We start from the raw sequence: 13,032 nt of genomic DNA, 5'->3' as shown, positions 1-13,032 counted from the left end.
TTATAAGGGAGCCAGTTCTAAATAAAATCAGTTCGATATAAAATAAGAAAACAATGGCTTCACAAATCATAAAATACATATCAAAACCAATGATCATATGTTGGATCTCATTGATACTTTTTCTCAATTTAATGTAACTGATGAGTATTTACTTCTTCATGTTCATCAGATGCATCTTCTTCTTGATTCATAAGCATGATGAACATCTGTAAAAATACTTGAGTTGGCTCACCTTCATCACCAACTGACTGCGGTATCATATGGAATACTGCAATAGCAGGAATGAGTTGACTGGGGATCTGTTCTTCCTGAGGAACATGATTGGCACGAAACTCTTGAATCAATATAGGACGGTAGAAAAAAGTATGGGGAATTGCTCCTTCTTGTCTTAGTAAATCTCGCATTGTCTGTTCAGCCCATTCATTTTTTAACTCCTCTTTAATAGCATTATTAAATGAATTAGGCTTTACCTTATTAGGATCAAAATCAAAAAATTTTATAACTTGTTCTAGTGACAAAGGTTTTGTAGTTAATTTATCGCCTTCAAAGAGAGCTTGCTCCTCTAGAAGTCCCATTAACGTTTTTATTGGAACCGGCCAATACTCAGTTGCTTGAGTCGTTGGATCACTGGGCAATTTTTCTAACCCAGACGAAACTCCTTTAATACTGAATGTAGTATCACCGAGCTTCACCAAATAGACGCAGGTATTTTCGTCCAGTAACGTATCTTCTTGCATAATCGGATCGAAATAGGTTGGCATAATATTATTCCTTTAGTTATTATTTGACCTAAAATGTAATTTATACGATCAAATTGGCTTATGCAATACTTTTACAACAAGATAAAATCAAAAAGTATTTATTATGAATCATGTTGATATCAAATGAACTTGGATTTTTAGAAATTTAACATGTAGGTTCACATTTTGCGGTACCCTAAAATCGATTGTTATGAAGTTTCTTTGAAATCAATTCAGGAGCTTTCTGAAAATAAACCATCACTTTAGTTCAATTTCATCTGGCCAGGGCTAGAATTTTGGCTAACAGGCTTAAAGTTCTTAATAAAAGGATAAAGCATTTGATTTTATTGCTTTTTTTAGTAAAAATCCTCTTTATCTCATATCCACATAGCTTTTATATCGTCGAATTCTGGTTTCAAATAGGGATACACGCTATTTTAGCATCAAACAGCGAGAAAAATATGGAAAATAAAATTAACTCTTTTGATGAATCGCCACAAGAAATCAAAAATGAATCAGTACACGATTTATTAACTCCTGATGCATTAAATCTTGTGGATTTTCATCTTAATCCATCACAAAGATTATCAACCGCTGATTGGGTGAACCTTTCTATGGTTTCAAACAAACACCAGACTTTATTTAAGCCGCTGGCTGATGTTTACAAACTACTGCACTATGTCGTACGTAGCCAGTATGATGAGGTTAAAGAGCTATTAAAAAATGATATAAATTTAATGCTCAAAAGAGAAAGAGTAGTCGACTGCTCCGGTCGAGAATTTCAGTCTATAAGTGGCTTCGAATATGCACTTTGGGCTTTAGATAAACATATGTGGACAATGATGCTTGAGAGCATACCTAAAGATGAAGAAGGGAAAAAAGTATTAGCAGAGTTACTTTTTCAATATGATAAAGTCTGTACAGACGGTGTAACTTATAATCTTGATGGGAAAACAATTACCGAGAATCATTTTGATTTTCAGGGCACTATCATAAAAGAGCTACAAATCCAATGGGATTCTTTAAACTTACCAGAGGTAGATTGGGAGGCTAGTAAGAAGCAATGGATAGAAGGTGTTGGTGGGGTTCAAAGAAAGCTTCCAATGCATGTTGTCTATGAATATTGCTCTAGGGATTTTCATTGGAATCCTCCGCCACCATTTACCTCCAGGCCGCAATCCAGTACGAAATTTTATAATCACGAGACACGCAAAGATGAAGATTGGTTTGCTAAAGACTCTAAATTAGGTATTGATTTTATGATAAATAAAGGCGAGAACCAATTTGGCGCAAGTGCATCCTTTGGGGTATATGGTGGTCATACTGGACTAGATGCTATGAAAGCTTTATATGCGATAAGAACAAATGAATTTTCTAAATTTAAATCTCAAGCTGAAGCGTATTTAGAATATGATGATCAACTTGCCCCTCTTCAATTTGCCTGATAGGAAGGTAAATAATGAAACATAACAGCGGCGAAAGCCGCTATATGACTACAATAAAAACATCATGTACATCAGCAACAGTACTATTCTTATGTTGGTGATGGTTCTGTTTATTTAAGCATAGACGTATAAGCTACGACTCTTTTATCCATAACCTAATGCCAGAGGATGGAAAATGGTAATAAATGATTGGAGTAATAAAAATACAAAATGATTAAAAGAAAGTAATTATCTTATGAAAATTCTACAAAGAATATCCATTACTTACCAAATGCTTTTTTTTCAGGCATAAAAGCCAATTTAGAAGAGCCTATTATTTAACTATTCAATTCTCTATCTACTTACCCTTCTACATGGACTTTATTCAATCTAAGCATAACCTATACTAAACTTGCACTTAGAATGACAGGCTATCTTAATATCAACCCAATATGATCAGTATAAATACAGTTGTTATTAGGAGAAAATTATGCCTAAATTTGATCGTTCTCAAGCTCATGTAAAAGTGCAAACCTGGGGAACATATCCTGACGCTAATTCTGGATTAATGAATTTTTTAGATGCTCGCTATCGTAAAGAAAATATCGGGCACGCTTCTCTTGAAATGAGGCTTCCAGGTAGTCCAGACAACGTCGCACTTGTAAATGAGTTTTGCTATAAAGATCCGCAAATTCCCGTTGAAATAAAGAAACAGAAAAAAAGTGATGGCACTGAAGAAATGGAGTATGTAATTAGATTTAGCTTCATACCAAGTAATAATGCCCCATTCTCTCTAAATTATTCTTATAAAGATGATACGAGTTATGAGAGAGCTGGACATCATACTACAGACAGTCATTATCTAGAAGTTTCAGAGCTTGAAGAAAGAAGAGCGAGTAAAAGAATTATTCGTGTATTTCCAGCTTGCTCATTAACCGAAAAAGGACGCTCCCTAGATTTTTCTACCTCTAAGGGTCAGTATATTCTTAAAGTTAAGGAAATTGAAAATCGAGAAGACTTACTAAAAACAGCGGAACTATTAGAGAAAAAATGTGAGGCTTTAAAAGGAGGTAAGGAGCACATTGATTTTTATCACCCAGATAATAAAACGATTTTGATTGCGGCTAACAGAATAGGAATAGTTCTACCTAATGGAGAATTTTCTAGGGAACAGCTAGATGACATCCTTAATATGTCTGAAATTAAAAAAAGAGTACAAGAGCAAGTTGCCCAATTAAAATTAGAACAATCAGTTCTGAAAGAGAAAGTGCTACAAAAAGATAAGACAGACGAAAATATACAGTTAATAGAGGCACTGAAATCTGTTTTAGAAAAAGTTAATGATTCTAACCCTGGCATTTTGCCCACAGAGATAGAGAAGCTAAAAATTCCTCAAAATATAAAAGATGAGCTTCTCATCTTAACCGACTCAAACGAATTAGAGGAATTAAAAGCCAAATTAAAGAATTTATGCCAACAATATCAAAATGAAAATAATCAAATTACCACGGATAGTCTTTACTTTTTTAGTACTCAAGACGATTACTTATGTCGTGGTAGGCCAGCTGACGCAGAAATACAGCTTCCATTAGGAACTGGAGCAAACGAACTTAATGCTGCTGCTATGCTCGCACAAATGAGGAAAATAGTGAATTCTGGGTATCATTATGACTTATATACTCATAATTGTTCGAGTACTGCTTTAACTATACTCAAGGCAGGTAGAGATGGGGTAGTGTCGGAAGTCGCTCCTGCAAAAGGATTTACCACGACTAATCCTAAAACGGTATATAATGAAGCATGCTCGTTAAGGGATAAAATTTGCCCTGTATCTGCAGTGCAAGCACTCTTAAATCTAGATGACTTTTATGCTTCCAAAGCTGTTGATGCTCAAGTGATGTCTACAGAAAGTTCTAACTTACATGAAACAATACTTAATTTTACAGTAAATAACTTATTCCCCGAAAATGAAGATATAGAGAATAAAACATTCTATGTATTTTCCGCAGAGGATAAAGCGCGCTTATTAGAAAATAAGAATAAACTGATACCCACTGAATTATTACGCGATCTTTGGGGTATTATGCCTGAAAGAACACTACCTCTTTCTAAAGATGGTTCAAATAATGCTGTAATTGATCGTAATATGACTATCGGGCAACTCACTCAAGGGCTATCTATTTTAGCGCAAAATAATACTGAAGCTCGCCTTAAAATACAAAATGCTTTAATTGAGCCTAAAGAAAAAGATTCATATGAGATTTTAAAAGATAAAATTAAATCAGAAATTTTGAGGCTTGAGGTAAGAACGGACGCTAAATCAGTGAAAAAAACAGCCGATTTAGCTCATGCTTACGGCCTAATAACAAAAGAAATAAGCTCCGCAAATCCACCGTTAAATGACAAGAAAAAATGTGCACAACTTTTTCATGCATTAGAACCTGCTTTACATGTAAATACCGGATTCAATTTTCGCGAAGCAACATCTTATACTGAGGTTAAGAAAACAGCTATAGAATTAGGCATCATTAAAAAAACAGAATCCATAACTATGTTTAAAGGTATAATGCAACAAATGAAAAAAGAAACTATTAAAGCCGACGAACAAGCGGCTCAGAAACAAATTTTTTCATCTAACTAATGGATGGGCCCCATCGCATTTAACATTGCATGGCTTCATAATATCTGCAAGTGCACAAAAAAGCACATAGTCCAACCCCCTGCCAATTATTTTTTAAGAGCGCTGTGCCAGATTAAGTGACTTTCGCACTCAGATTTATTTTGCTTCTTAATAGTCATCCAAAATATTAAAATTTGACCTTTTAGTATATTTTTTGATATATTTAATCTTTTTTACAGAGAGCAGGGATCCTTTCTATGTTTCAATTTTTTTCTGGAGCCATTAAAGCAGGTTTTAATACAGCAGAAGCACTTATCTTGGGCCCGTCCAAAACACAAGATGAGATGTATGCTGCTCAAAAAAGTCGTTATTATGCATTCGCTGATTTTGCCGCAAATCTTCACTATAAACCCCATCAAAACTTAGCAAGAAAACAGTATTGGTGCAGTCAAATTTACTTTTTGGGGCAGTTAATAAAAAATAATTCAGCAACGATCCAAGAAATAACTCAATTACCTGTTTCCGTTGCATCTGAGTCTGCCTTACTTGAAACAATCAATCAATTGATTTCTGCCCTAGATGATACAAGCAATTTGACCAAATTCTTAAATCTTCTGGAATACGACGTTGAACTCATCGAAACCACCCACCTTCAATCAAATACATCCGAATCTTCCTTTCAATCGGGGATACAATTATTTCACGGGGATGTCTTGCAGTTAATCAAACAATTGCATGATAAGGGAGTCATCGTGATCACTGATAATGCACCAAACTCACATCGAGATGGAGCAGCAAAATATTCGAGTGGTTCAGTAGAAGAATTATTTTCTCGCTATACTGATTCTGCTTTAAAAATGGTGTTGCACTTTTGCAATGTCCATCAGCGTAATATCGAAAATAATCAATATGCTTTTTCGGATACACCCCTCCCAATTGATGTTGTGGACTACCAAAAGCGATATTTAAAAATGGTACTCACTATTTGTGCCAAATTGATTGAAAAAAAAGAAATCTATCTGGAATCAGAAGAGTTCTTCAATGATTTATTAAAATCATATCCAAATCCACAAAATGAACTACCCATCTACTTTGATATGCAAAATAATGTCTATGAAGTACCCGTTGCAGGGGATTCTGTTTCTTCACATTGGTTCACCGATACAACCGGATTAACCACTGTAGAAAAAACAGTAGAACAGCTGCAAAAAAATGAAAGAACGCCAATGACTATTGTGCACTATGCAGCTCCTGATTTGCGGAAAGTAGAAACCTCTCCTTTGGATGCCCGCGCAACATCCAATAAAGTCTTACAACATCCTGAAGCAGAAGGCACCCTAGGAATCTTATTGACCAAAGGCATTGCCGTTCAATGTCAAACAGCAATTAACCGAGCAAAATACTTTAAGGAGCAAGGAATCAACCAAGCTGTGGCTGCCGTTTTTGTCATGCCAGGATGTGGTGCTTTTAATAATCCAGAAAAACAAAGCGCGGCTCAATTTATCAGTGCCATCAAATATTATTATCCAGAGTTAGAAAAGCTGGGAATATACTGCTACGTCGCTGAATACAATCAAGAACTCTATAAAGTACTTGAAGAGGCAAATGATTCTTTTAATTCTGAATTAGGTCAACTTAATGAAACCATCATCAGAATGACTCATCCAGAACTTCGTGCCAAGGCCATTGCCGTTAAAGAAAAAATTCTTGATCTTTATGCACAAGGGGAAAAATCAGAAACATTGACCAAACATCTCTTCCAAACCACGCAACTATTAACCATGTCCCCAGGCCCCAAGCGTCATGCACTTGCACTTGAATATCAAAAAAATGCTCATGTACTTTCCAAAAATAATAATCCATTGTTGCAGTCTTTGGGTTTTGCAATGATGATTTTGGGGTTAGCAGTCATGATTGCAGGAGTTTCTTTTGCATTAACTGGTGTGGGGCTTTTAGCATCTGGAGCTACGGCAACGGGAGGTTTGGGATTATTAGCAACTGGGGCAGGCTTGTTCTCTAACGAAAAAAAGAAAAACATTGCTAGTCTATCTGAGGATTTAAAACTTGCTTGCATTTAGTACATGATCAGATCCATCTGCATTTTATATCGAGTTAAAGCATGAAAAAAAAACGTATTATCATTGGCATCACTGGAGCTTCAGGAATTATTTATGGGATACGGCTACTTGAATTGTTGGCGAACACAGAATATGAAACCCACCTCATTGTTTCAAAAGCCGCCCAACAAACGCGTGCTTGTGAATCCGAACTTTCTGCAACTGATCTTGCTGAGCTTGCTGATAAACATTACCCAATTTACGACATCTCTGCATGTATTTCGAGTGGATCTTATATTACTGCAGGAATGATTATCGCACCTTGCTCCATGCGAACGCTGGCAGAAATTGCTTGTGGCACAACCTCAAATTTATTGACTCGTGCTGCAGATGTTATTTTGAAAGAACGCAGACGGCTCGTATTGATGGTTCGAGAAACACCATTACATCTTGGCCATATTGAAAATATGAAACGAGCAACAGAAATAGGTGCCATTATTGCCCCCCCTACACCGGCATTTTACAATAATCCACAAACAATCGATGACATTGTAACCCATAGTATAGGACGTGTTCTCGATTTATTTGATATTGATATCGATAGTATTAAGCGCTGGCAGGGAAAAAGAAAGTAATTACATTACCTTCAACAAAACAAATACAAAACTCATTAAGTGAAGCTAACCTAGGGTTAACTTCTACTTAAAGGATTTCTAATTATAGAAAATAAGTCCTGGCTTTTGTCTTCATGGAATCGCGAGGTAAGCAAACATTTTTGTTGCCAAGGCTGTGTCAACAATTGCTGTCTATGCCAATGATGAATGTGTGGCTCAGATTCACTCCTAAGTTCGTCTAACAGTTGATCTAAAACTTGTCTTACTTTCTGCCAAAGGAAGGGCTTTGTAAGATGATGATCTACCGCTAAGCAATGAATTCCATAAGCTAAATTACTGAGCAAATTGCTATCAACAAATTTATTGGTTAGTTCAGCAAGCTCAGGACGAATGATTGTTGAATCAGGATGAAGTGTAGGTTTGCTCACCTTGTCATACAGGGAATGACTGCAAATTTTAACACCTCTTAAATCACGGATCACCAGACCTGAAGGGCGATTGGCTTGAAAAATAACCAAGGTGTTTTGTTGATGGGCTTCAAAGGCAATCCCATAACATAATGATAAATGCAGTTGGCTTGCCAAAACACAACGACAATAGTCCACAAAATAATCCACGGGATTGCCATGACTAAGTGCTATAAGTTCACTCAATAACGATTTTTTGCTTAGTGGCGAACGTTTAAAGAGAGCTGCCAGAGGTATAAGTTTCTGGTTTAGTCTAATCCATTGTAAAGGATTTTCACGTACAATAAGCGCCAAATGTTTCTTTTCATCATCCGGAATTGATGGATCTGAGGTATTAATACCCGCGAAATCACGTGCTAAAAATAATTGCCCCTTATAGTATTGATTTTGTGCAAGTAATTCATTAATCCATTGTGAAAGTATGGCAGAGTTACTTACAGAAGCTGGGGAAACGGTACACAAAGAGGAAGTGGTATGCACACCGACAGCTAATTTAAGATGAGGGCCATGTTTTGTTAGTGGCATCATAGTACGAAACGACATGGAGGGTTTTGTAGGTTGATATACAGAGTTAACCACAAATTGATGTGTATCAAGCAAAGGTTTAGCAAGCATTTTTAATTTATTTTTCCATTGCCAAGGGTGCATCGGAAATGGGTAATAATCGTCCGGGTTTAGTTGCTTTGCTCGAAGTGCATCACTCCACAAGCCATATTCCTTGGGAAAATGATTGCTAAATATCCAATGAAAAGCAGTCTTAGTCGTGGAAGTAAATGCACGCGAATGATGGACTGCTGCCCAACAAATACTCACTTCAGAATTAAATTCAGGAGAATATTGCATCACTTCTTTACGATTGAAACCTATTTTGGCACGGAAATTAGGATGAGAGGGATGCCCTATACACCCCCATTGCTCTAAAAAATGAAGTATCTGCTGCTGATTAAACTGTTCAATTAACCACGACCACAAATTTGAATGTCTTGTTGCATGCTGCTTAATCGCTTTATCCCATTGATATTGGTAAGCAAGGGCCAGCGCTTGATTCGCAATACTTTCATTTAATTCTTCATATAATAAGTGCCAATGTTTGCCATAGTTTTTTTGATTTTTAGAATGAATCTGCAAAAAATCAAGATAAGAAGTAAGCGATTGACTTGTTATTTCTTTATCAATTAAACCCTCTAAAAGAGCTACTCTTTGTAACCGATTAAAACACTGCTGATAAGACACAAGAAGGAAACGACCCATTTGTTTGGACGATAAAGGAAGGCCTATCTCCAATAATAATGAATGTAATTGGTAGCGTAACTCATTAAAGTGGGAATTAGATAAAATCATAGATACACCATCCTTCCATTTGTTTTCTGTTTAAGTTGTTATTCATCATAATGAATGGCTCATTGCATTACCCTGATGGACTCAAATGAGAATAATTATCATTTCAATATAAACGATAATGATTCTCATTTGCAACAAAAAGAAACTATTTTTATTCTATTTTTGATAAAACAGGTTGAAATAAACACGCAACTCTAGAAAAATTACCTTTATAAATTTTTTATCGAAGGTTGGGGCTGTTGACAATTCAGTGCCCAATACCCTGTGGCTTGTCCGCGGAATCCAGAAAGATCTGCGTTTGAGCAATAAACTTATATATATTCATCAAGATTACTGGATCTTGCGGACAAGCCGCCGCACGTAGGGGTATTGGAAGACAAATTGTCAACAGACTCTAAGTAAAAATTTAATACAGCACTACTAAGTTCTATTCATCATTGTACGCTCGTCCGGCTCAGCCATGTACTTGAGTACATTCCTTCACCTCACTTTACTTGTGTCTTGTCTAGTATTTAGTGGGGACGCTATAGATATTATCGATATGTGGCATAAGCACATGCTTTATGCTGATTAGAGATAGATGTTCCGCTTCATTATTTAAGCGTTCTTTTTAAAACGCTTCATTTTTGACCAGTCTGGATAAGTAAGCTCCCAGACACGATGAAGCTTATTCTTTTTATATTCGGCGATTAAAATAACTTCGATTTCTCGTTCGGGTTCATTGGGCTTTTTAGTCGCGATAAACAATCGCCCAGCAACTTTATTCCCTTGTTCTACAAATGATTTCTCATCATATCGAATTTTATATTGAATAGGTGTTTTATAGATTGCCTGATGAAGTTGCAAAAACTCTTGGTACTCCATAGTATTTCCATTGGAGTATAATTTAAAATCCTTGTCGTAATATAAAGGAATAGCATTATCATTCTTTGCGACAGTGACTTTGGCAAACATTTCTTTTAATAAAGAAATGTAATGGGCGGATTGCCCTGCAAAAGTAATCCCAGGTAACAATTGCAATATAAAAAAACAAATACCACCAAAAAAACAACTAAGAATGTTTTTATTCATTTTTAAACTCTTATTAATCATTCTAACGTTCGATTATAACTTATAGCATTGATAAGACAACTTCGATTATAGATGTCTGTATCTCGTTAATAAGCCACTTGATTTCCCATTAACTCATAATGGCATGAGTCAAAATGAAGTTCTTCCTTAACAATAAATTAACAATTTCTTAACGATTACTTAACAATTCCTTAACATTTGTCTGTCATAATGCCCTCAATTTTAAACATCAAACTTAAAAGGAGGCCTATCACTGACACAACAAATACATCGTATTATCAGGTGAACACATCCTGAGCAGTCGCTTCAAAAATTAGTATTAATAATATTATTACTGAGGAGTCACGAGTCATGGCGTTATCAGAAGTCGTTATCAATGATATAGTTCAATCTCAAACAAAAGCAGTCATTAGCGAATCCAATTACCACCTTCTTCGGCAATACCTTCTAGAAAGAAAACCCCTATTAAGAGTACTTAATCCAATTAGCTCCTTACTTTTCGAGCACTGTAACTCCGATAAACAAGCAATGATAAATTACTTAACTCAGCTCGCCTGTGAATCACAAATAAATCATGATTCTCAAGAAGCTATAAACGATGAACAAGAGCAGGAAAATGAAAGCACTCTAAAAATCAATTATGATAGAGAGTTATATAATTTAGAAAACACACTTCAGCAACTTGAAACAAAATGTGCACAACAAGAGCACTACTATAACCAAATAAATAGACAATATAATGAATTTAAAATAAGCATTTCCCGAATTAATAGCAATCTGGATAGAGTCCGTAATGAGCGCCAAATACGATATCCAGAGGGTAACATTCATACTCACACGGCTATGATGACACCATTACAGGATCAACAAACATGGGATAGGCTTTTACAAGAAGAAAATAGACTGGTTGAAGAGCGTCAAAGACTGGCTTATCTTCTTAATTCAAAAGAAAGCGAACGAACCAAAGAAGAACAAAATTTAACTCAGTACCTTCAAGAGAGAAAAGAGTCAGAAAGACGTTATCAGGAAATAAAACATCAAATGGAGATTGTTTTCCCTGAAAATGAACAACAACGTCATCTAAGGAACGAAGAGCGACTCACCAGAAACAGAGCAAGAAATGCCTATGATCCCCACCTTCAGCAATTATCTCCTAAAAGCCTTGAAGCATTGAAACAACAAATCGAAATCCAAGCTCGTGAATTAGATAATCAACGTACCCAATTAATGAGTGAAGCAGCAGAAATGAGTTATAAGACTTATTTAACTCAACTGGAATTAGCATTGCAACACTCGGAAAACAGCACTCAAATGATGTTCAATGAGCAAACAGCGTTAAAGATGATTGTAGGCATGATGAAAAATCTAACAGAAATGGCAGAAAAAGAAAAAGTATTAATCCATTCATTAGATGAAGAGCAACATAATCTACGCTCATTGCAAAAAAGCTTGCTGGAGTGCACGCGACAACTACAAAACTATCTTACTGCTAAACCTCATCTGATAAAACAGAATAAAGAACTTAATGAAGACAATATGCGTTTACAACTAAAAAGTGAATCCGCAGCAAGTTACAAAAGAAGTGCACTTTATGTCTCTTTTTTTAGTGGTGCCAGTAGTTTATTAAGTAGTGGCATAGTGAGTACATTAATTATTAGCCCTGTATTTTTTACTATTCCAGGAGCTCTAGCCATGCTTTCGCTTGTTGCTCTAGTAGTTGCCCTAGGATATCAGTATCAAAAATACGTCAGTGAGATTCAAATGCAACAAAATAGCCAGGTCATTGAGAAAAATGATGTCATGCTCATGAAAGATTGGAAAAAGACTAATGAATTAAGTTTAACTACAATGACTGAGCTAAACACTAAGATAGAAAAATCAGAAAAATATTTGGTTGAGCTGGATCAAAAAGTGAAAGAGCAGCAACATGTAATGAGTCTTGTATTAAATAAAGCACAGGGTGTATCAACATCTTACAGTGGCAACAGTAATTTCTTTGGTAACACAAATACAGTAGCCTATTTCCCCTCCGCTCCCTCTCAAGATGAATTATTATACCCACCTATAGAGGGAGGAACAGTGCATTATGGTTACTAATCTATAAGTACTGGAGTCTATTCTTGGATCGTTCGGCTAAAAAAAACCGCCATTGACTTAATGAATTATAGTCATCCTCGCGAAAGCGGGAGCCCATGTTTTTGATGAAGACACAATGCTCCTATAGAAAGGGATTTCCGCTTTCGCGAACATGACAAAACCCTTAATCAATGGCTGTGCTTCCCAGGCTGAACGGTCAGTAACAATGATTCTCATTATAAAAACAAATCACGACTTATTTTACATAAAAACCTATCCAATCTTTAATTCTTTGCAAACGATCCATTTCGAAATCATACCTGTCTAGTGAATGACATTGTTGAGGATAAATAACGAGTTCCGTAGGGATATTTTGTGATCTTAAGGCTTGGTATAACTGTTCAGAGCCGATACAAGGCACATTAAAATCCATTCTGGCACACATAAATAATGTCGGTGTTTTAATACGATTCGCCTTCATTAAAGGATAACTGAGTTTCATATAAATTTGAGGATTTGACCAAGGTTTTCCTAACTCTAATTCGTATTGAAGTGTATATTGATCCACCCCATAATTTCCCCAAATATTGCCTGTACCTGCGCCACTAATCGCCGCCTTAAA

At 35.9% G+C, this 13,032-nt stretch carries 9 protein-coding genes; 5 read left to right on the top strand and 4 right to left on the bottom strand.

What is annotated here, in order from left to right:
- Nucleotides 1–128 precede the first annotated feature (128 nt).
- Nucleotides 129–761: a hypothetical protein gene (locus Lsan_RS05920; RefSeq protein ID WP_058513575.1), complete on the bottom strand. Its 633-nt coding sequence runs from the start codon at nt 759–761 to the stop codon at nt 129–131.
- Nucleotides 762–1,201: 440 nt separating this feature from the next.
- Here Lsan_RS05920 and Lsan_RS05915 point away from each other — a divergent pair, with 440 nt between their 5' ends.
- The 4 genes from Lsan_RS05915 to Lsan_RS05900 all read left to right on the top strand — a co-directional run bounded on the left by Lsan_RS05915 (nt 1,202) and on the right by Lsan_RS05900 (nt 7,476).
- Nucleotides 1,202–2,185, top strand: a complete 984-nt coding sequence (locus tag Lsan_RS05915; RefSeq protein ID WP_065236285.1) for a hypothetical protein — start codon at nt 1,202–1,204, stop codon at nt 2,183–2,185.
- Between the two features lie 469 nt (nt 2,186–2,654).
- Nucleotides 2,655–4,805 carry a hypothetical protein gene (locus Lsan_RS05910; protein ID WP_058513574.1) on the top strand — a complete coding sequence of 717 codons (2,151 nt, stop codon included), beginning with the start codon at nt 2,655–2,657 and terminating at the stop codon, nt 4,803–4,805.
- 236 nt (nt 4,806–5,041) lie between these two features.
- Complete coding sequence (locus Lsan_RS05905; protein WP_058513573.1) at nt 5,042–6,862, top strand: hypothetical protein; 1,821 nt, start codon at nt 5,042–5,044, stop codon at nt 6,860–6,862.
- A gap of 41 nt (nt 6,863–6,903) precedes the next feature.
- Complete coding sequence (locus tag Lsan_RS05900) at nt 6,904–7,476, top strand: UbiX family flavin prenyltransferase (RefSeq protein WP_058513572.1); 573 nt, start codon at nt 6,904–6,906, stop codon at nt 7,474–7,476.
- 56 nt (nt 7,477–7,532) lie between these two features.
- On the opposite strand, the gene Lsan_RS05895 is transcribed toward Lsan_RS05900, so the two are convergent.
- Nucleotides 7,533–9,263: an IucA/IucC family protein gene (locus Lsan_RS05895; protein ID WP_058513571.1), complete on the bottom strand. Its 1,731-nt coding sequence runs from the start codon at nt 9,261–9,263 to the stop codon at nt 7,533–7,535.
- Between the two features lie 597 nt (nt 9,264–9,860).
- A complete protein-coding gene (locus Lsan_RS05890) occupies nt 9,861–10,334 on the bottom strand; it encodes a hypothetical protein (protein WP_058513570.1) in 474 nt (157 codons plus the stop codon).
- A gap of 351 nt (nt 10,335–10,685) precedes the next feature.
- Between Lsan_RS05890 and Lsan_RS05885 the strand changes: the two genes are divergently transcribed.
- Nucleotides 10,686–12,431, top strand: a complete 1,746-nt coding sequence (locus tag Lsan_RS05885; protein WP_058513569.1) for a hypothetical protein — start codon at nt 10,686–10,688, stop codon at nt 12,429–12,431.
- Nucleotides 12,432–12,666: 235 nt separating this feature from the next.
- Here the strand turns inward: Lsan_RS05885 and Lsan_RS22865 are convergent.
- Nucleotides 12,667–13,032: alpha/beta hydrolase family protein (locus tag Lsan_RS22865; protein WP_237762054.1), on the bottom strand; the 366-nt coding region annotated here is incomplete at its 5' end.

This window comes from Legionella santicrucis (genome assembly GCF_001468135.1).
Taxonomy (GTDB): Bacteria; Pseudomonadota; Gammaproteobacteria; order Legionellales; family Legionellaceae; genus Legionella; species Legionella santicrucis.
The sequence above is the reverse complement of the archived record's forward strand: the minus strand, read 5'-3'. Positions and strand labels throughout refer to the sequence as shown.

What these genes read in the sequence shown, in the direction of transcription:
- Lsan_RS05920 (WP_058513575.1), bottom strand. Translation starts at nt 761, where the DNA reads ATGCCAACCTATTTCGATCCGATTATGCAAGAAGATACGTTACTGGAC.
- Lsan_RS05915 (WP_065236285.1), top strand. Translation starts at nt 1,202, where the DNA reads ATGGAAAATAAAATTAACTCTTTTGATGAATCGCCACAAGAAATCAAA.
- Lsan_RS05910 (WP_058513574.1), top strand. Translation starts at nt 2,655, where the DNA reads ATGCCTAAATTTGATCGTTCTCAAGCTCATGTAAAAGTGCAAACCTGG.
- Lsan_RS05905 (WP_058513573.1), top strand. Translation starts at nt 5,042, where the DNA reads ATGTTTCAATTTTTTTCTGGAGCCATTAAAGCAGGTTTTAATACAGCA.
- Lsan_RS05900 (WP_058513572.1), top strand. Translation starts at nt 6,904, where the DNA reads ATGAAAAAAAAACGTATTATCATTGGCATCACTGGAGCTTCAGGAATT.
- Lsan_RS05895 (WP_058513571.1), bottom strand. Translation starts at nt 9,263, where the DNA reads ATGATTTTATCTAATTCCCACTTTAATGAGTTACGCTACCAATTACAT.
- Lsan_RS05890 (WP_058513570.1), bottom strand. Translation starts at nt 10,334, where the DNA reads ATGAATAAAAACATTCTTAGTTGTTTTTTTGGTGGTATTTGTTTTTTT.
- Lsan_RS05885 (WP_058513569.1), top strand. Translation starts at nt 10,686, where the DNA reads ATGGCGTTATCAGAAGTCGTTATCAATGATATAGTTCAATCTCAAACA.